Genomic DNA, 20,046 nt, shown 5'->3' on the forward strand with positions numbered 1-20,046 from the left:
GCTGGATGGTCCCCGCTGCCACGGGACGCGGTCAAATTGCTTTTTTATTGGGACTTGGAAGGAAGGACAGCTATGGAGAGACAGGTCAAGCGTATCGGCGTTCTCACCAGCGGCGGCGACGCCCCCGGCATGAACGCGGCGGTCCGGGCCGTTGTGCGGACCGCCATCAACCACGGGATCGACTGCGTCGGCATCCGCCGGGGCTGGAACGGTCTCATCAACAGTGATTTTATCCCCCTGGACGCCCCCAGCGTCAGTCACATCATCAACAAGGGCGGCACCATGCTGTACACCGCCCGCAGCGAGGAATTCCGCACCGCGGAGGGCCGGGCCAAAGCCCTGGCCACCTGCAAACTGCTGGGACTGGAGGGCATCGTGGCCATCGGCGGCGACGGCACCTTTCAGGGCGCTCTGGCCCTGAGCCGCCAGGCCGCCCAGGCGGGCAGCCGGCTGCAGGTGGTGGGCATCCCCGCCACCATCGACAACGACATCGGCTGCTCCCACTATACCATCGGCTTCGACACCGCCTGCAACACCGCCGTCGAGTGCATCGACAAGCTGCGGGACACCATGCAGTCCCACGAGCGCTGCTCAGTGGTGGAGGTCATGGGGCGCCACGCCGGATATCTGGCGCTGTACGTGGGCATCTCCATCGGCGCCACCGCCGTGCTGATCCCAGAACATGAAGTGGACTTTGACCGGGATGTGACGGAGAAGATCCGCCGCGCCCGGCTGGCAGGCACCACCCACTACATGGTGGTGGTGGCCGAGGGCGCCGGCAGCGCCTTCCGCATCGCGGAGCGCATCAAAGAGGAGACCGGCATGGATCCCCGGGTCACCGTGCTGGGCCACATCCAGCGGGGCGGGACCCCCACCGCCCGGGACCGGGAGACAGCCAGCCGCATGGGCTACGAGGCCGTCATGTCCCTGGCCCAGGGCCGGGGCAACCGCATCATCGCGACCCAGGACGGCCGTATCGTGGACCTGGACATGGAGGAGGCCCTGGGCATGGTGAAGCACTTCCAGATGGACCGCTACGAGGTGCTGGAATCCCTGGCCAATACCCGCAGCACCCCCCTCTGAGCCTACATAATCCCGTACTCTCAATAGACAAAGACCCCTGACACAGGCAAGCTTCCTGCGTCAGGGGCTTTTTACGCTGTCTGCGCTATTTGGACCACGATGCTGCACGGCAAAGGGTTTTCATACAGCAATTCGTTTTGCCGGAATTCACTTCCGGCAAAACACCTCTGCCCGCCGCGGCGGCACGTCCGCGGTGCGAGGAGGCAGATGATCTCGCCTGCCCACCATCAGACCAGCCGATTCCCGGCCCTTATTGGGCCGCCAATCGGGGCGCTCCTGCTCACCGTCAGGCCAACCGATCCCCGTGTGCTTCGCACCCGCCGATCGGGGCCTATCCTCGAATTTGCCTCGCTTTATCTGCCACTGGCAGCGCTTCGGCAAATCCTCGATGACCGGCTCGCTTCATCCGCCGCAGGCGGCGCTTCGCCGTCATCCCCACAATGCCGACAGCATGGGGATGACCTGCTTCTTCCGGCTCATGATCTTGGGCAGGAAGGCGGCATTCTCCTTGTCGTTTTTGATGTTGAAGGCCTGCCGGATGGTGTCCTCGTCGCCCACGTACAGCAGCTGCGTGCCCTCCAGCAGCACGTCGGTGATCATCAGCACCACCGTGTCCAGGCCCCGTTTCTTCCGGTTCTCCCGCATGCTGGCCAGGAACTCGTCCTTCCGGGCCAGCAGCCGGTCGGAGTCCATGCAGGTGATCTGGCTGACCGCCAGGTTGTGGCCCGCAATGTGGAATTCCTTGTAGTCCGTGCTCAGCATGGCGTCCACCGTCTTGTCGTCGCCGCAGGCGGCGGAGAAGATGGCCTTTCCCAGCTCATCCAGCGACTCGTTGGCGATGCGGGCCATACGGTTGGCCATGTCGATATCCCGCTGGGTGCAGGTGGGCGATTTGAACATGACCGTGTCGGACACGATGGCGGCGGTCATAAGGCCCGCCATTTTTGCGGTGGGCATCAAGCCCTTCTCCTGATACATCTCGGCCACGATGGTGGTGGTGCTGCCCACCGGCTCATTGCGGACATAGATGGGATTCTTGGTTTCGATGTCCGCCAGCCGGTGATGGTCCACGATCTCCAGGATCTCTGCCTGGTCCAGGCCGGGAACAGACTGGGCCTGTTCGTTATGGTCCATCAAGATCACCTGCTTCCGGCGGGGGCGCAGCAGGTGATAACGGGACAGCATCCCCACGACCCTCTCCTCATCATCCAGGATGGGATAGGCCCGGAAGCGGCTCTCCAGCACGGTGTTCTGCACATCGTCGATATAGTCGTCCAGGTGGAAACTCACCACCTCGCCGCTCTTGCAGATGCGGGCGATGGGCAGGGCGTGGCAGATCAGGTGCACCGCCTGATACGCGTCAAAAGGTGTGGATATGATGCAGGTCTGGGTCTCCTGCTCCAGCAGCGCCTGTTCCACCTCCGCCTGACAGACGATGACGCAGCTGACCTTCAGGTCCAGCGCCCGCCGGATCATCTCCGGCTGGTCGCCGCAGACCACCACACTGTTGGGGTCGGAAAACAGCAGGTTCTCCCGCCCCGCGGGCAGGGCGATGGTCACCTCGCCGGAGATCTCCTCCTGCTCGGGGCTGACACAGTTCAAAATGCGGCCCTCCAGAACGGACAGCAGGTTGTACACCGGCACCTCCCGCACCATGGGGTCCCGGACGGAAGTCATATCGTAGTTGGCCACGTCTCCGGCGGACAGCATCCCGTACAGAGTCCCGTCCTCGTTGGTCACCGGCATCACGGAGATCTTATCCGCCTGCATGGTCTGCCAAGCACGGCTGATAGTGGCGGCGGCAGACAGAGTGGACGGCGTGTCGTAGTCCAGGTCCCGGACCTGCGTGCGGACATTGTTGATAAGCTGGGGCGCGCGGAAGCCGAAGCGGTCCAGCACGATCTGGGTCTCGTCGCTGATCTGGCCCAGGCGGGCGGCGTGATATTCCCGGTGGCCCAGCGCGTTTTTCAATGCGGCATAGGCCATGGCGGATACGATGGAGTCGGTATCCGGGTTGCGATGCCCGGTGATATAAACGTTGTCCATAAGCGGTCTCTCCTTCATGTGGTTCTCAACCCATTATGCTTTCCCAAAACAGCTTTGTCAACGGCCTGAGCCGTGAAAAACATCCGCGGAAACGATTGCCTCCGCGGATGCCCTCAGAAAAATTTCCCCTGAAGCCCTGCTTCTCACAGGATCAGCAGCTCCTTCGGAGCCTGTGTGATGTTCCGGCAGCCGCTCTCCGTCAGCACGATCACATCCTCGATGCGGACCCCCAGCTTTCCCGGCAGATAAATGCCCGGCTCCGCGGAGATCACCGCGCCGGCGGGCAGGGGCTTTTCGTTCATGGGGGAGGCGTTGGGAGCCTCGTGGATCTCCACGCCCACGCCGTGGCCAAAACTGTGGCCGAAATACGCGCCGTAACCAGCATCGCTGATGACGGCCCGGGCAGCGCCGTCCACTTCCCTGCCCGTGGCGCCGGCCCGGGCAGCGGCGATGCCCGCCAGCTGGGCCGACAGAACGGTTTCGTAAACGCGCCGCATCTCCTCCGTGGCAAAGCCCACCGCCACGGTGCGGGTCATATCGGAGCAGTAGCCGTGATAGACGCAGCCGAAATCCATGGTGACGAATTCTCCACGGCCAATGGGCCGCTCCGAGGGAACGCCGTGGGGCAGGCTGCCGTTGGGTCCGGAGACCACGATGGGATCGAAGGACATATCTGACGCGCCATAGTGGAGCATCAGGTACTGGAGCCGGGCGGCGATCTCCTTTTCCGTAACGCCGGGGCGGATCTCCTTCAAAATGTCCGCCAACGCCTTCTCCGCGATCCGCTGGGCGGATACCAGCGCCTCCAGCTCCTCCTCGTCCTTCACCGCCCGCAGCTGCCACAGCAGCTCCGTGGCGGGGACCAGCTCACAAGAGAGGGCTTTTTTGTACCGCTCATAGTCACAGACGCTCATATAGGCGTCCTCGAAGCCCATGCGCCGGACCTGCTGCTCCTGGACAGCCTCCTGGATCAGCGCGGCATATCCCCGCCCGTGACCGGTCTCCCGCAGCTCCGCGCCCGTCAGGCAGCGGGCCGCCGCCTCCGTATAACGGGAGTCGGTGAAATAATAGGCCTTGTTCCGGGTCACCAGCGCCACGCCGTCAGTGCCGGTGGAATGAAATCCGGAGGCGTAAAACCGGTCTGCCTCGCCAGTCAGCAGCATGGCGTCCAAGCCATGGGCCTCCAACTGTGAGGCGATCTTGGCAAAATGGTCCATACAGTCATCCTTTCAAACAATGCAGAATGAGAAATGAGGAATTCGGAGCAAACGTATCCGGCTTTGCCGGACAGATCCATCTTCATTCCGCCCGAACAAATTCAATCCCTGCGCCTCTCCTGTTTATTTTTATGCTTCACTTTTCTCCGCCGCCGCTCTCACGAACCCATAAAACAGCGGATGCGGCCTATCCGGCCGGCTCTTGAACTCCGGATGGAACTGGGCGGCCACGAACCAGGGGTGGTCCGGCAGCTCCACGATCTCCACCAGACGGTCGTCCGGAGACAGTCCCGCCAGCACCAGGCCATGGGCCTCCATATCCGCCCGGAACTCGTTATTGAACTCATAACGATGACGGTGGCGCTCGGAGATCTCCGCCGCGCCGTACAGCTCCCGGCTGCGGGTCCCCTCCTTCAGCACGCAGGGATACCGGCCCAGCCGCATGGTGCCGCCCTTCTCCGTCACGTTCACCTGATCCGGCATCAGGGCGATGACCGGGTGTTTCGTCGTCTCCGAGAACTCGGCGGAGGCGGCGTCCTCATAATCCAACACATGGCGGGCAAACTCGATGACCGCCATCTGCATCCCCAGGCAGATGCCGAAATAGGGGACATTGTTCTCCCGGGCATAGCGGCAGGCGGCGATCATGCCCTCTGTACCGCGATACCCGAAGCCGCCGGGCACCAGCACGCCGGTGCAGCCCGCCAGCTTTTCTGCCGCGTTCTCCTCCGTCACGCCCTCGGAATCGACCCATTCGATCTCCACCACGGCGTCGTTGGCGGTGCCGGCATGGTTCAAAGACTCCACCACGGAGAGGTAGGCGTCGTGGAGCTGGGTATACTTGCCCACCAGGGCGATATGGACCTTTTTGCGGGCGTTTTTCTCCCGCTTTACCATGGCGCTCCACTCCCGCAGGTCCGGCTGGTGGGTTATCAGGCCCAGCTTGCGGCAGACCACCTCGTCCAGGCCCTCCCTGGCCATCAGCAGCGGCACCTCATAGAGGGTCTCCGCCGTGGTGTTCTGGATGACGCAGTCCGGCTGGACGTTGCAGAACAGGGCGATCTTTTTCCGCACATCCTCGGTAATGGGAACGTCGCAGCGGCAGACCAGCACATCCGGCTGGATGCCCAGGCTCAGCAGCTCCTTGACGGAGTGCTGAGTCGGCTTGCTCTTCAATTCCCCCGAGCCGGGGATCTGGACAATGAGGGGCACATGGATGAACAGCACGTCGCCCCGGGGCCGTTCCGACGCCACCTGGCGGATGGCCTCCAGGAAGGGCTGGGACTCGATATCGCCCACGGTGCCGCCGATCTCGCAGATGACCACGTCCACATCCTCGCTGGCCATGGCGTAGATGCGGTCCTTGATCTCCTGGGTGATGTGGGGGATGATCTGCACCGTGGCCCCCAGGTAATCGCCCCGGCGCTCCCGGTTCAGCACGGACCACCAGACCTTGCCGGAGGAGATGGAGCTGTTGCCGGACAGATCCTCGTCCACGAACCGCTCATAATGGCCCAGGTCCAGGTCCGTCTCCGCGCCGTCGTCGGTGACGAAGACCTCGCCATGCTGATAGGGGCTCATGGTTCCCGGGTCCACATTGATATAGGGATCGAATTTCTGATTCCGCACCCGGACCCCCCGCTGCTTCAGCAGCCGGCCCAGGGACGCCGCGCAGATCCCCTTGCCCAGGCCGGACACCACGCCGCCGGTGACAAACACGAACTTTGTTGACATACCGCTCACCTTACCTTTACACACAACAGTTTTTCCCGAGAGACGATCTGTACGCATAAAATGGACAAAGCGGTGCCCTTTTGAAAACAAAAAAGCACCGCCAGACCATTTTGCGGTGAAAAGTCCCAGCCTCTTTCGGGACTCTTCGCTGCGATCCGCGGTGTCGCTCGTCTGTTCGATTGTCGCCCTGCGGCTCACGCCGCAAACCGCCGCCGAAGCGTTTCCAAAATACTTTCCCACTATACCACCCCGTTTTTTTCTTGTCAATGATTCTCTTTTTCCCCCTCTCGTCCCCGCCGCATTTTGCCGGGACCGCCGGGGCCATGTGCGGCAGTCGTTTTCCGCCCCCTTTCCCGCCAAACTGTGACTGTTGCCATGGACACGGCAATTTATTTTGTAAAAAATGACGATTGACTTTATTCCTTTAAAGCTGTATGTTGTAAAAGTACTAAAGTCCAGCCGGCAGAAAGGAGTTCCCGTGATGCGTCATACCGTCGTGTTGTCCCTGCGGCCCGCCCCGGGCTCCTATTACTTTATGAAGGTCCGCTACGCGGGCCGTTTTGAGCGTACCGAAAAGCTGTCCGGCTGAAGCATGACCGCCGTATGAAGAGCGGCCCTGTCTCACGGACGGGGCCGCTTTTTATAATATCTTGCAAATTATAAACATAAGGAGATCTGAACGATGAAAAAGAAGCTGCTTGCACTCATTCTGGCAGGCATCATGGTCCTGAGCCTGGCCGCCTGCGGCGCCAAGGACGAGCCTGCCCCCGCCGAGGACCCCAAGGAGACCGAACAGCCCGCCGAGCCCGCTGAGCCTGCCGCCGAGACCTACACCGTGGGCATCTGCCAGCTGGCCCCCCACCCCGCTCTGGACGCCGCTACTGAGGGCTTCCAGGACGCGCTGAAGGAAGCCCTCGGCGACGCCGTGGAGATCAAGGTGGACAACGCCGCCGGTGAATCCGCCACCTGCGCCACCATCATCAACGGCTTTGTGTCCTCTGACGTGGATCTGATCATGGCCAACGCGACCCCCGCCCTGCAGGCCGCCGTGTCCGCCACCAGCGATATCCCCGTGCTGGGCACCTCCGTGACTGAGTACGGCGTGGCCCTGGGCATCAGCGACTTCTCCGGCACCGTGGGAACCAACGTGTCCGGCACCAGCGACCTGGCTCCCTTGGATCAGCAGGCCGCCATGGTGAAGGAGTGGTTCCCCGACGCCAAGACCGTGGGTCTGGTGTACTGCTCCGCCGAGGCCAACAGCCAGTATCAGGTGGACAACGTGCAGAAGTACCTGGAGGATCTGGGCTTCACCTGCGCTCAGTATCCCTTCTCTGACACCAACGACATGGCCTCCGTCGTCCAGAACGCCGCCGATAACAACGATGTTCTGTATGTCCCCACCGACAACACCTGCGCCAACAACACCGGCGTGATCGACAATATCTGCCGTCCCGCCAAGGTCCCCGTCATCTGCGGCGAAGAGGGTATCTGCGGCGGCTGCGGCGTGGCGACCCTGTCCATCAGCTACTATGATCTGGGCGTCGCCACCGGCAAGATGGCCGCCAAGATCCTCACCGGTGAGTCCAATGTGTCCGAGATGCCCATTGAGTACGCGCCCCAGTTCACCAAGAAGTACAACGAGGCGATCTGCTCCGACTTGGGCCTGCCCGTACCCGAGGGCTACGAGGCCATCGCACAGTAATTCCCCTTTATTTCCTCAAAAAAGCGGCGAAAAAGGCTTCCCTTTTTCGCCGCTTTTTGCTATACTATTGAAGACTATCGACTTTTGAGGGGGAACACACAACTATGATGGATTTCATCAACGCACTGCCGGGGGCCGTCTCCCAGGGATTGATCTGGGGCATCATGGCCATCGGCGTCTATATCACCTATAAGATCCTGGATATCGCGGATCTGACCGTGGACGGCTCCTTCTGCACCGGCGCGGCGGTTTTCGTGGTGCTGTTCACCGGCGGCATGAACCTGTGGCTGGCGCTGCTGGCCGCCCTGATCGCCGGTATGCTGGCTGGTCTGGTCACCGGACTGCTGCACACCTTCTGCGGCATCCCCGCCATCCTGGCCGGCATCCTGACCCAGCTGAGCCTGTGGTCTGTGAATATGGCCGTCATGGGCATGAAGGCCACCGTGGCCATCAACGTCACGACCCCGGAGATGCTGGACAAGCTGCTGGTCTCCCTGCGGTTCGTGAAGGATGTGTCCAACGGGACCCGTCCCTTCTACCGCCACCCCATTTTTGTGGTGGGCCTGCTCACCGTGGCCGTCATCGCCGTCCTGTACTGGTTCTTCGGCACCGAGCTGGGCTGCTCCCTGCGGGCCACTGGCTCCAATCAGAACATGGCCCGCGCCCAGGGCATCAACACGAACGTGGCCAAGGTGCTGGGCCTGGTGCTCTCCAACGGTCTGGTCTCCCTGTCCGGCGCTCTGCTGGCCCAGTATAACAGCGCCAGCGAGATCAATATGGGACGCGGCGCCATCGTCATCGGCCTGGCCGCCGTCATCATCGGCGATGTGATCTTTTCCAAGATCTTCCGCAACTTCGCCCTGAAGCTGCTGAGCGTTTCCATCGGCGCCATCATCTACTACATCGTCATCCAGGCGGTGCTGGCCATGGGCCTCAACGCCAACTACCTGAAGGCGCTGTCCGCCATCGTGGTGGCCATCTTCCTGTCCATCCCCTACTGGAAGGGCAAGTACATCCACACAAAAGCGGCTGTCCCCGCCCAGGCGGGAGCCAAGATGGGAGGCGATCTCAATGCTTGACGTCAAGAATATCTACAAGACCTTCAACGCCGGTACGGTCAATGAAAAGACGGCTTTGAAGGGCGTTTCCCTGCATCTGGACCCCGGCGATTTCGTCACCGTCATCGGCGGCAACGGTGCGGGCAAATCAACCCTGCTGAACGCCGTGGCCGGTGTGTGGCCGGTGGACGCCGGCACCATCTCCATCGGCGGCGTGGACCTGACCCACATGCCGGAGCACAAGCGGGCCAAATACATCGGCCGGGTGTTCCAGGACCCCATGATGGGCACCGCCGCCACCATGCAGATCGAGGAAAACCTGGCTCTGGCGGCCCGCCGGGGCAAGAGCCGCAGCCTCCGCGCCGGCATCACCAAGGCCGAGCGGGAAGAATACATCGAGCGGCTGAAGATCCTGGACCTGGGCCTGGAGGACCGGCTCACCAGCAAGGTGGGCCTGCTGTCCGGCGGCCAGCGCCAGGCCCTGACGCTGCTGATGGCAACCCTCATCAAGCCCCAGCTCCTGCTGCTGGACGAGCATACTGCCGCCCTGGACCCCAAGACCGCCGCAAAGGTGCTGGACGCCACGGACCGCATCGTGTCCAAGGACAGCCTGACGACCCTGATGATAACCCACAACATGAAGGACGCCATAACCCACGGCAACCGCCTTATCATGATGTATGAGGGCCGCATCGTCATCGACGTTTCCGGCGAGGAGAAGAAAAAGCTGACGGTTCCCCAGCTTCTGGAGCTGTTCAGCAAGGTCAGCGGGAGTGATGAGGCTGACGACAAACTGCTGCTCTCCTGAACGCCGCTGACCGGGGCCCCGCACAGCGGGTCGCGCCGGGCCATCGCTTTCCGCAGCTCTGATTCCTTGAAAGCTCCGCAATATAAGAACCTGTACCAATAGGTGCAGCACACCGTCTGAGCGGTCCTTTTCCCGCCGCTCTGCGTTGTTTCTCCTTGGAATACTTCAAGTATTCCTGCGTCAAAACGCCTTGATCGGCAGAAAAATTCCTCTCCCATCCGGCGTTCCTCCCCTATTGGTACAGGTTCTAAAACTGCAAAAACGGGCGCTGCCATTGGCAGCGCCCGCCTCTATTATGTGCCGCTTGCGCACGGCATGTCTCTCAATAGCCGATGATAAGTCCCTTTTCCATGGCGTAAAAGCTGGTCAGGCCCCGACAGGGAATGACCTCCACACTCTTTACCGGCAGGTCCTTCAGAATCTGATCCCGCAGCTTCATGGCGCTAACGGAGTTCTCGCAGTGGGAGATGACCACCTCTGCGCCGGAGCAGTCCTTGCTGCCGCCCATCAGGGCCGTGATGGCTCTATAGGTCTTGACCTCGCCCCGGGCCTTGTCGGCCACATGAATGGTCCCTTGGGGCGTGGCGTCGGCGATGACATGGATGCCCAGCGAGTGCAGCAGCGTGCCCACCAGCGGCCGCATCCGACCGTTTTTGATAAGGTTGTCAAAATTCTCCAGCGTAAAGCAGGTCCGCAGCGCCGCCTGATACAGCCGCAGCTGGGCACAGATCTCCTCAAACCGCTCTCCTGCGGGGTCTGCTTCCATCAACTCCCGAGCCTTGCGGATCAGCAGCACCATAGCTCCGGCGGTAGCCTTGGAGTCGATGACGCAGATCTCCTTTTCCGGATGCTCCTCCAGCGCCATTTCCCGTCCCATCACGGCGGCGTTGTAGGTGCCGGAGAGGTTGGAGGAAATGGTGAAGCAGACCGTCTTATCCCCTTTCTCAAAGGCTCTGGCAAAGGCGGCAGGCGAGGGACACGCCGTGGAGGAAGCGGTCTTTTCCGCTTCCATGGCCGCAAGCAGCTCCGGGATGTTCAAATCGTCGTTGTCCACGAATTCCCGATCGCCCACCTGCAGCCGCAGGGGGACCGTCTCAAACAGCACGCTTCCGCCGGGATAATCCCGCATCCGCAGATCACAACTGCTGTCGCTCACAATATTCCAGATCATACGCTTCTCCTTATAACGTGGTTTTTAATACTATATTTGTATCATACAATGTTCTGTACTGTTTGTCAATGTCAAAAGTGGCTCTTTCCGCTGAAACCGGAAAAAACAAACAGCTCTGCCGGATCTCTCCCTCCACAGGACCGCGGGAGCCGGAGCGAGACCGCCGAAACGCAGGACTTGACAACGCCCCGCGGCTGTGCTATTTTAAAAAAGTTCTTTGAAAAACCATTTTTGCAAAAACTATCTGAGAGGACCGTTTTCATGTCCACCAACTATACACGCCTGCTGCAATTTTTTCAGCAATTCGGAAAATTCTATACCCATCAGTTCTCCCCCTTTTTAGACCGCACCGGTCTTTCCATGCGGGAGGTCCATGTGCTTTTGTTCCTGGTCAATAATCCCGCCTACGATACCGCCCGGGATGTGACAGAGTTCCGGGGATTGTCCAAGTCTCAGGTCTCCCAGGCGGTGGAGCTTTTGACGGCGGAGGGCTTCCTCCGCCGGACGCCAGACCCGCAGGACCGGCGGATCGTCCGTCTCTCCATCACGGAGGCCGGCAGACCGCTGGCCCGGGAGTGTCAGGAAATCCAGGCGGCCTGCGGCAGGCGGCTGCTGGAGGGCCTGTCCCCGGCGGATACGGCCCAATTTCTCACATATCTGCAAACCGTGCTGGACAACGGCGCGCAGCTGGCAGAGGAGGCGTCTCTATGAAACAGCAAAGTGCGGATCTGGGCCACGGCCCTGTAGGCAGGCTCCTGTTCTCCTTGGCGCTGCCCACCATCACCTCTCAGCTGGTCAACATGCTCTACAACCTGGTGGACCGGGTCTACATCGGCCACATGCAGCCGGTGGATACCGTCGGCTCCCTGGCCCTTACCGGTGTGGGCGTGTGCCTGCCCATCATCATGATCATCTCCGCCTTCGCGGCGCTGCTGGCCATGGGCGGCGCGCCCCGGGCCTCTATTCAGGAAGGGCGGGGCGATCCCCAGGCAGCCGAACGCATCATGGGCAACAGCTTCACCCTGCTGCTGATCGTCTCCATCGTGCTGACGGTTCTGTTCCAGGTCTTTGCGGAACCGCTGCTGCTGACTTTCGGCGCCAGCGAAAATACCATTAGCTACGCTCTGTCCTATATGCGGATCTATACCCTGGGAACGCTGTTCGTGCAGATGACCCTGGGCATGAACGCCTATATCACCGCCCAGGGCTTCACCACTGTCAGCATGAAGACCGTTTTGATCGGCGCCGGTCTGAACACCGTGCTGGACCCCATTTTCATTTTTGCGCTGGACCTGGGCGTGCGGGGGGCGGCGCTGGCCACCATTCTCTCTCAGGCGGTGTCCGCCGTATGGGTCCTGCGGTTCCTGCTGGGGCCTCAGACCCATTGGCGTCTGCGGAAGGAGTATCTGCGGCCCGTACCGTCGGTATTCCTGCCCTGTCTGGCCCTGGGCTTGGCGCCGTTCATCATGCAGTCCACAGAGAGCCTGATCGCCGTGTGCTTCAATTCCTCCCTGCTGAAATACGGCGGTGATATCGCCGTAGGCTCCATGACGGTGCTGAGCAGCATCATGCAGTTTGCCATGATGCCTCTCCATGGATTGACCCAGGGCGCACAGCCCATCATCAGCTACAACTTCGGCGCCCGGAACGCCCGCCGGGTCCGGGACGCATTCCGGTGCCTGTTACGCTCCTGCGTGATCTATTCCCTGACGCTGTGGGCGCTGGTACAGCTTTTCCCCCGCCTGTTTGTTCTGATTTTCAACAACAATCCCACGCTGGTGGATTATGCCGCCTGGGCTTTGCGGATCTACATGGGCGCCACAGGCATCTTCGGCGTCCAGATCGCCTGCCAGCAGACCTTCATCGCGCTGGGCAACGCCAAGACCTCCCTGTTTCTGGCGGTCCTGCGGAAGATCATCCTGTTGATCCCCCTTATCTATATCCTGCCCCTCTTCTTCGCAGACAAGGCCTTTGCCGTGTTTCTGGCAGAACCTATCGCGGACCTGCTGGCGGTCTGCACCACCGCCACCATGTTCTCCTTCCAGTTCAAGCGCAGCATGGCGGAGCTGGAGCAGCAGGTATCCTAAAAAAGCACCCCCGGCAGGGGGTGCTTTTTTAGGAACCACTGAATAAATTCCCGCATACGTCTTGGCGGCATCCATTTGACTTCGTTAAAAAATTTTGAAATACGTTCAGTATTCCTGCACCTTTTGCCTTGTCAGATGAAAAAGCCCGTCAATCCGCATACCGCATACTTGGATTTAATCAGTGCTTCCTTCATTCTCCTTCGGCAGGATCAGATTCAGCAGCACCGCCATCAAAGTAGCGATGACCACCGGGGATTTGCCGAAGATCATGGTAACGGCCTCCGGGAACTGGCTCAGCGCAGCACTGGCCTGGGAAATCCCCACGCCCAAAGCGGCGGACAGCCCTACAATGGTGGTGTTTCGGGCGGTCAGATCCTGAGAGGCGATGAGCTTCATGCCGGTCATGGCGATGGTGGAGAACACGGTGATGGTGGCTCCGCCCAGCACGCACTGGGGGATGGTGGTCAGCACCGCCGCGAATTTGGGCGACACTCCCGCCAGCAGCAAAAAGCCGCCGGCCAGGGTAAACACCGTCCGGTTCACCACCTTGTTGGTGGTGACGATGCCCACGTTCTGGGAGTATGTAGCTGTGGGCAGGCCGCCGAAGATGGCCGCCAGGATATTGCTGGCACCATAGGCGATGATGCCGCCCTGCAGCTCGCTGTCTGTAGGGTCACGGCTCAGGCCGCCCACAGTGGTGGCGGTAAAATCGCCGATGGCCTGCACGGCGTTGATGGCAAACAGCAAGCCCACCGCCACGCAGCTGGGTACGTCAAAGGTGACGCCGAAATGCAGCGGCCGGGGCAGAGAGAACCAGGCCGCCGTCCCCACGTCGGCAAAGCTGACCATGCCGAAGCACAGGGCCACCGCATAGCCCGCCAGCATCCCCAGCAGGATGGAGGCCAGCTTGCACACGCCCCGTCCGTGGTGGTTCAGCACCATCACCGCCGCCAGCGTCAGCACCGCCACCAGCCAGTTCTGCCAGGAGCCGTAGACCAGCGCCTCGGGCAGTCCTTTGGCCGTCACGGCCTCATAGGTGTTGCCGGTGCCTCCCGCCATGTAGTTGATGGCTGTGGGATACAGAGACAGACCGATGGTAAACACCACCGTGCCAGTGATGACCGGAGGAAAGAGCAGGCGGATCTTCTTCACGAACAGGCCCACCAAAACGGCCACCACACCGCCCACCAGCATGGCTCCCGCGATGGCGGACACCCCACCGCCGGATGCGGCGATGGCCTGCATACTGGGCACATAGGCGAAGCTGACGCCCAGGATCACCGGCAGGCCGGAGCCAAACCAGCCTCCGATGGGATACAGCTGCAGCAAAGTCGACACGGCGGACATCACCAGAGACGCCTGGATCAGCAGGACCCGGTCCGCCTGGCTGAGGCCCACGGCTCCGGCGATGATGATGGGCGGCGTCACACAGCCTACGATCATAGCCACCAGATGCTGAAGGGCCAGGGAGATAGACACGCCCATGGGCGGGCGTCCGTGGAATTGGAACAGCAGATCCTGTGCGCGGGTCTTCATAGAGCAGGCCTCCTTACAGCGGAATTTGTCACTGCCATCATCATAGCACAGTTTTATCAAAAAGCAAATAAAATTTTAGACTATCTGTTAAATTTTTTGGTCAAAGGAATCATTCTCTCATGCGCACAGCCGTAGACGATATTGTGCGGTGTTGCCTAAAATCTCCATCACAGGGGACCATCTGAATACGGCATTTCAGGCAGTCCCTTGGTCAAATCCCAAAAAGCCCCCGGGCGGCAACCCGCTGCCCTGTCTCGCAGTGCGGCAAGCAATGCAGTGTTGCCTTTCGTTTGCATGCAGAACAAGCATCTGCCAATACCTTTTTGCATGAAATTCTGTAGAGATACTCCCAGTGCGAATGCTCAGGTGCGGTAAAGTATCACAAGAAAAGTTTGTCGAATTGACAGCTACCCCGCTATTCCGATTAGCCATTTCAAGTATAGATTTTTATAAATACCTTGAAACCAAGTCCAATTACCGCTATAATGAAAACAAGCTATAGAGGGAAATTATGTTAGCTGCAATTATTGATAAAATACGCTTAGATGCTAACTGTGTCGTATATGCGCCAGCCAAACTTCCGAGCGTTCTTGAAAAATTTGCAATACCAGATGATGTTATGGAATTCTATCGCCTCTGTGGTGGTATGGAAATCTATTGTAAGAGCAGTTTGGGATTTAGAATTATGCCAGCAGACAAAGTGATGCCAGTCAATCCCTTAATCATTGGCGAAATGTATGAAGAAGATATTTCTTCTAATTGGTTTGCCATCGCACAAGATGGAAATGGAAACTACATCTCTATTGATTTTAGCAGAGGTACAAAAAACGGTTTTTGTTATGACAGTGCGATTGACCGCCACGGTCTTGCTGGTGATTGCGCTATTGTTGCAAAATGTTTTACTGATTTATTAACAAATCTTTATGCAAGCAAAGGCCAGTCAATTTATTGGACAGAACCGGATTTTCAATACTTAGGTGATGCCTATGATGAGTGACGGATTTATAAGAGCAAGATTCGACCCGTGGCCCAAATTTCGCCTTCCTTTCTCTTTGCTCCGCTGGTCAATCTTACTGGGGCTGCACCCCCAAACCCGCCTTTGACCGGCGCGGAGCGCCGGTGCTGCGGCCTGCCGCGCCGAAAAATTTTATCAATCTACCTTCGCCCGGAGATTGCATTTTTGCAAATTCTCCGGGCTTTCTTTCTGTGCGCTGCGCAAATGGGCAGGGCTTTGAAGCGCCGCACTCAAACCACGATTGGCCGAAAAAACAGGAGGAACTTCCTTACGAAGTTCCTCCCAAGGGTCGGTTTTTCGTTCGTTATGACCGGATAACTTGCCATTTAATAAAATGGTGATCGACGCTATAAAGTCTCAAGGGATATACTGTGCCTCAAAGCTCCCATGCTCCCCCACAGAGAACGCCAGCGCCCGATGGGGCGGCAGGTCCCGGCCGGGGAGCCGGGGGCAGTCGGAAAAGTACAGCTTTGCGCCGTATTCCTCCATCAGCCGCAGCGTGTCGGGATGGGCGCTGTCGTAGCGCCGGTCGCTGGAGGCGCAGCAAACCACTGCCTGGGGCCGGACAGCCTCCAGCAGCGCCCGGTCCGCGCCGTCCCGCTGGCCGTGGTGGCCCACCTTGAACAGGTGCGCTTCCAGGGCAGCGGGGTCGATCCCGCCGTAGCCATGACAGTTGGTGTCGCCGGGCAGCAGGATGCGGGTCCCTTGGTAGTCCAGCAGCAGCATCAGGCTGAAATTGTTCATCCGGGCGTCCAGCACCGACAGGCTCCGCCGGAACTCCGTCTGGTCTGTCTCCGCGAAGGTCTCCCGGCAGAGCCGGCGCAGCTCCTCCCGGGCTTTGGCGCCGGGAGCCAGGACCTGAAAGGTCAATCCTCCGCAGAGACGGCCGGAATCTCCGGCCTTCATGGCCCTGACCTGGCCGCCCTCCGCCTCCACCAGCTCCACCAGGGTCTGGCAGTCGTTCAGGGCGCGGATGAACTTGTCCTGAGAGGGTGTTTGGGCAAGTCCGGCGTCCAGCTGGCGCATCACATCCCGGCAGAACGCCGGCGGCAGAAGCTGCCACAGGCCGGCGGGCGGAAACCGCTCCGCCACGGGCAGCATGCCGCAGATGTGGTCCTCGTGGATGTGTGTGCTCACCATCAGGTCGATGTGGTCCAGCGCCTGATCCGCCAGATAATCCGCCAGCGGCGTCCTTCCAGTGGCGCGGTCCGCGTATTCCCCGGCCTCGCCGCTGCCGCCGTCGATCAGCATCACAAAGACGCCGCCGGGGAAACGGGGATCGGGGCATTCCAGCAGGATCGCCTCGCCGTAGCCCACATTGACGAAGGTCAGTTTCATTTTATCCATACACTCAGCCCATCGCACGCTTGATGTAAAAGCTGGAGAGGATCAGCACCAGCAGCGTCATCACGATGGCGCCGGCGCTGCCAAAGCCGAAGTCCAGCGAGCTGATGCCGTAATTATACAGGTATTGCGTGATCGTGGCCGTGCTGTTGGCGGGACCGCCGCCGGTCAGCAGGTTCACCTTGTCGAACAGGCGGAAGCTGTCGATGGTCCGCAGCAGGGCGCACAGGGCCAGGCTCCCCTTGATGTTGGGGATGGTGACGTAGAACAGCGTCTTGACGGCATTGGCCCCATCGATGCGGGCTGCCTCATACTGGCTCTGCGGCACCGATTGGAGGGCGGCGTACAGCAGCAGGAACACGAAGGGCGCGCTCTGCCATATATCGATCAACAACAGCATCCCGAAGGCCGTGTGGATATCGGAAAACCAGTTGTATACCGGCAGATTCAGGGCTTCCAGCACCTGGTTGACGATGCCGTAGTTGGGAGAGAGCATCATCCGCCAGCTCAGCGCCACGGTGACGGTGGGAAGCAGGTAAGGCAGCAGCAGTAAGGTCCGCATCGTTTTTTGGCCCCGGGTCAGGCTGTTGACAACCAGCGCCATGAAAAAGCCGATGAGCATCTCAAAGACCACCGCCAGGATGGTGAACTTCACGGTGTTCAGCACCGCCTGACGGAAATAGGGATCCTCCAGCAGGTCTGTGTAATTCTGCAGGGCGATGAAGGACGCGGGGGTCCGCAGATTCCGCAGCAGATTGTAGTCAGTGAAGCTGTAAAACAGGGTAAACAGCAGGGGGTAAGCCGTCAGCACCAGCAGGACCAGCATGGTGGGGGAGATCATCCGAAGGCCGAACCGCCGTGCGTTGTCACTGGTCGTATGCAGTTTTTCCACGTTATGTCTTTTCATATGGTACCCTCACAGGTTGGAAGGTTGCGGCGCCGGGGACGGTGCCGTTTGGAAGGGGCCGGGGCGCCTTGCGGCGTCCCGGCCGCGCTCAGGTCAGATCAATGCTGTGTCTCAGCCCATCAGCTTTTCCAGCTGGGTCTGGGCGTCGGCCAAGCCCTGGTCCACAGTCTTTACGCCGTTGACAATATTGTCCATCTCGGTGCCCAGGGTGGTGTAGAACTGGGTCCACTCAGCGATGACGGGGCGGTACATACCGCTCTCCAGCGCCTTGCAGACGACCTCATACTGGGGATAGGTGGCCAGGACCTCGGGGTCCTGCAGGCTGGAATACCGGCAGGGCACGCCGCCGTCAGGCACGGTGGCCTTCTGCACGTCGGCGTCCATCAGATAGGCCAGCAGCTCCGCGCCCAGCTCCTTGTTCTGGCTGTTGGCGGGCACGCCGATGGTCCAGATGCCGTACACGTTGGAGTTGTATGCCTCAGCACCGGCGGTAGCGGCGCCGGACAGGGCGATGTAATCAGCGGTGGAATCAGCGGTGGGCGTGTACCAGCCGGGCCAGCCAATGCCCATGGTGCCGGCGCCGGTGTCCACAGAGGCGATCAGGTCATCCTTCACCTGGGCCTCGCCGGTGGCGATCAGCTCCAGATAGTAGTTCATGGCGGCCTTAAACTCGTCGGTGTTCACGGTGGGCTTGTTGTTCTCATCAATGACCCAGCCGCCGAAGGACAGCAGGATGGGCAGGAAGTCCACCACCAGGTTGTTCTGATTGTCGCCGCGGTAAATGAAGCCCTTCTTGCCGTCGGCCTGGGCCTTCTTGCAGATGGTCAACAGGTCGTCCAGGCTCTTGATGCCATCGGCCTCATAGCCGGCGGCCTCCACATTGGCCTTGTTGTACATCAGCACGGTCACATTGCCATAATAGGGCGCCAGATACAGGTCGTCGCCCACATAGCAGATGCTGGTGGTGGCGGGGATCACGTCGTCGTCCAGTGCATAGCCCAGCTCGGTCAGGTTGGCCAGAACGCCGTTCTCGGTGAACTCGGCCATCCAGGAGCCGTCCACCATGCACAGGTCATAGGTGCCCTTGGCGTTGATGGCGTCCAGGGCGATGCCGGAATACAGGTCGCCCTCGGAGAGCTCCTGCACCTCGCAGGTGACGTTGTGCTCCTTCTCAAAGTCGGGCAGGCATTTCTTGATGACATCGGCATAGGTGCCGGCGCGGAGGATCAGGGTCATCTTGGTGGGCGCGGCGGGCGCTTCGGTGCCCTCGGAGGGCTTGGGGTCCTCAGCAGGCTTTTTGTCGCCGCCGCAGGCGGCCAGGGACAGGACCATGACAAGAGCCAGGATCAACGCTAACAGCTTTTTCATTTCTTTTCCTCCTAATCTGATTGTCGCTCTTCTCTTCTATTTTTGTTACTCTTTGACAGCGCCGCTTGACAAGCCAGAGATCAAGTAGTTCTGCGCAAAGATCACAAACAAGGTGATGGGGATGACGGAGATCACGCCTCCGGCGGCCACCAGGCCGAAGTTGGTCAGGCTGTCCTCCGTATTCAGCAGCGCCAGGGCCAGGGGCACGGTGTTGTTGGCGGGGCTGCGGGTAAAGATCACGGTGTAGGTGTACTCATTCCAGGCATACATGAAGGACAGCATGGCCACCGCCGCGATGCCCGGTGCCACCAGGGGCAGCACGATCTTGCGGAAGAGCTGCCACTCCGTGGCGCCATCCACCTTGGCGCTTTCCTCGATCTCCTCCGGCAGGTCCTGGAAAAAGCTGATGAGGAACCAGATGATCAGCGGCACATTGATGAGCACACAGGCCAGCATCACCGGCAGCTTGGTGTTCAGAATCCCCACCTTGTTGAACATGATGTACAGCGGAATGGTGAACGCCACCGGCGGCAGGACCCGCACCAGCAGGACCCAATAGGTCATGGGCTTCTTCAGGCCGAAGCGGAACCGCCGCCGGGCCAGGATATAGGCCGCGCAGATGCCCACCGCCAGAGAGATCACCAGCGAGCCGAAGGTAGTCTGCAGACTGTTGACGATAGCCTGCCCAAAGCCCTCGTCGGTAAAAAGCTGCATGAAATGCTCCATGGTCAGCGTCTGGGGCAGCAGCGGGATGTGTCCCCGCATCTCCTCTGTGGGCCGGATGGCCATGGCCGCCAGCCAGTAGATGGGAAACAGGGAAACCACCAGCATCACGGCGCAGATCACGGCCTTCACCACGGCCATCACTTTCTTTTTGGTTTTCATGGAGCTCCTCCCTCTCGTCTTGTTCTCACGGCTCTCTCAGTATAGCGGCCTCCGCCGCCCCGGGATAGCAGGCTCTTGCAAAAAA

Annotated in this window: 16 protein-coding genes; 7 read left to right on the forward strand and 9 right to left on the reverse strand. The window is 60.2% G+C overall.

What is annotated here, in order from left to right; all coding sequences use genetic code 11:
* Nucleotides 1-72: 72 nt before the first annotated feature.
* Nucleotides 73-1,083: a 6-phosphofructokinase gene (gene pfkA, locus Q0Z69_RS06875; protein WP_298031245.1), complete on the forward strand. Its 1,011-nt coding sequence runs from the start codon at nt 73-75 to the stop codon at nt 1,081-1,083.
* A gap of 429 nt (nt 1,084-1,512) precedes the next feature.
* Here the strand turns inward: pfkA and Q0Z69_RS06880 are convergent, their stop codons facing one another.
* From Q0Z69_RS06880 to Q0Z69_RS06890, 3 genes are all read right to left on the reverse strand, one after another.
* Nucleotides 1,513-3,129, reverse strand: coding sequence for a putative manganese-dependent inorganic diphosphatase (locus Q0Z69_RS06880; protein ID WP_298031248.1), 1,617 nt, complete (start codon nt 3,127-3,129; stop codon nt 1,513-1,515).
* A gap of 143 nt (nt 3,130-3,272) precedes the next feature.
* Nucleotides 3,273-4,346 (reverse strand): Xaa-Pro peptidase family protein, encoded by a 1,074-nt coding sequence (locus Q0Z69_RS06885; protein WP_298031251.1) that lies wholly within the window; start codon nt 4,344-4,346, stop codon nt 3,273-3,275.
* A gap of 129 nt (nt 4,347-4,475) precedes the next feature.
* A complete protein-coding gene (locus tag Q0Z69_RS06890; protein WP_298031254.1) occupies nt 4,476-6,080 on the reverse strand; it encodes a CTP synthase in 1,605 nt (534 codons plus the stop codon).
* Nucleotides 6,081-6,762: 682 nt separating this feature from the next.
* On the opposite strand from Q0Z69_RS06890, the gene Q0Z69_RS06895 reads away from it, so the two are divergent.
* The 3 genes from Q0Z69_RS06895 to Q0Z69_RS06905 all read left to right on the forward strand — a co-directional run bounded on the left by Q0Z69_RS06895 (nt 6,763) and on the right by Q0Z69_RS06905 (nt 9,648).
* Nucleotides 6,763-7,782: an ABC transporter substrate-binding protein gene (locus Q0Z69_RS06895; RefSeq protein ID WP_298031257.1), complete on the forward strand. Its 1,020-nt coding sequence runs from the start codon at nt 6,763-6,765 to the stop codon at nt 7,780-7,782.
* A 104-nt stretch (nt 7,783-7,886) separates the two neighbouring features.
* Nucleotides 7,887-8,861 carry an ABC transporter permease gene (locus Q0Z69_RS06900; RefSeq protein ID WP_298031259.1) on the forward strand — a complete coding sequence of 325 codons (975 nt, stop codon included), beginning with the start codon at nt 7,887-7,889 and terminating at the stop codon, nt 8,859-8,861.
* Nucleotides 8,854-9,648: an ABC transporter ATP-binding protein gene (locus Q0Z69_RS06905; protein WP_298031261.1), complete on the forward strand. Its 795-nt coding sequence runs from the start codon at nt 8,854-8,856 to the stop codon at nt 9,646-9,648. Before Q0Z69_RS06900 ends, Q0Z69_RS06905 begins: the two co-directional genes overlap by 8 nt.
* A gap of 322 nt (nt 9,649-9,970) precedes the next feature.
* Here Q0Z69_RS06905 and Q0Z69_RS06910 read toward each other — a convergent pair whose 3' ends face one another.
* The gene (locus Q0Z69_RS06910) at nt 9,971-10,819 is read right to left on the reverse strand and encodes a DegV family protein (protein ID WP_298031264.1); all 849 of its coding nucleotides are present in this window, start codon (nt 10,817-10,819) and stop codon (nt 9,971-9,973) included.
* A gap of 261 nt (nt 10,820-11,080) precedes the next feature.
* Between Q0Z69_RS06910 and Q0Z69_RS06915 the strand changes: the two genes are divergently transcribed.
* Together Q0Z69_RS06915 and Q0Z69_RS06920 are read left to right on the forward strand one after the other, a co-directional pair.
* On the forward strand, nt 11,081-11,530 hold the full coding sequence (locus tag Q0Z69_RS06915; protein WP_298031267.1) for a MarR family winged helix-turn-helix transcriptional regulator: 450 nt from the start codon (nt 11,081-11,083) through the stop codon (nt 11,528-11,530).
* A complete protein-coding gene (locus Q0Z69_RS06920) occupies nt 11,527-12,906 on the forward strand; it encodes an MATE family efflux transporter (RefSeq protein WP_298031270.1) in 1,380 nt (459 codons plus the stop codon). The genes Q0Z69_RS06915 and Q0Z69_RS06920 overlap by 4 nt, the downstream gene beginning before the upstream one ends.
* A gap of 174 nt (nt 12,907-13,080) precedes the next feature.
* Here Q0Z69_RS06920 and Q0Z69_RS06925 read toward each other — a convergent pair whose 3' ends face one another.
* Entirely contained in the window at nt 13,081-14,442 is a 1,362-nt protein-coding gene (locus tag Q0Z69_RS06925; protein ID WP_298031272.1) for a uracil-xanthine permease family protein, read from the reverse strand.
* Between the two features lie 511 nt (nt 14,443-14,953).
* Between Q0Z69_RS06925 and Q0Z69_RS06930 the strand changes: the two genes are divergently transcribed.
* On the forward strand, nt 14,954-15,439 hold the full coding sequence (locus tag Q0Z69_RS06930; protein WP_298031275.1) for an SMI1/KNR4 family protein: 486 nt from the start codon (nt 14,954-14,956) through the stop codon (nt 15,437-15,439).
* A gap of 375 nt (nt 15,440-15,814) precedes the next feature.
* On the opposite strand, the gene Q0Z69_RS06935 is transcribed toward Q0Z69_RS06930, so the two are convergent.
* The 4 genes from Q0Z69_RS06935 to Q0Z69_RS06950 form a co-directional block, all read right to left on the reverse strand.
* Complete coding sequence (locus Q0Z69_RS06935) at nt 15,815-16,804, reverse strand: ComEC/Rec2 family competence protein (protein WP_298031278.1); 990 nt, start codon at nt 16,802-16,804, stop codon at nt 15,815-15,817.
* Nucleotides 16,805-16,808: 4 nt separating this feature from the next.
* The gene (locus tag Q0Z69_RS06940; protein WP_298031281.1) at nt 16,809-17,708 is read right to left on the reverse strand and encodes a carbohydrate ABC transporter permease; all 900 of its coding nucleotides are present in this window, start codon (nt 17,706-17,708) and stop codon (nt 16,809-16,811) included.
* A gap of 111 nt (nt 17,709-17,819) precedes the next feature.
* Nucleotides 17,820-19,076, reverse strand: coding sequence for an extracellular solute-binding protein (locus Q0Z69_RS06945; RefSeq protein WP_298031283.1), 1,257 nt, complete (start codon nt 19,074-19,076; stop codon nt 17,820-17,822).
* A gap of 45 nt (nt 19,077-19,121) precedes the next feature.
* On the reverse strand, nt 19,122-19,961 hold the full coding sequence (locus Q0Z69_RS06950; RefSeq protein ID WP_298031284.1) for a carbohydrate ABC transporter permease: 840 nt from the start codon (nt 19,959-19,961) through the stop codon (nt 19,122-19,124).
* Between the last annotated feature and the right edge of the window lie 85 nt (nt 19,962-20,046).

Origin of the sequence: uncultured Dysosmobacter sp. (assembly GCF_947631165.1) — a bacterium.
Lineage (GTDB): Bacteria > Bacillota > Clostridia > Oscillospirales > Oscillospiraceae > Oscillibacter.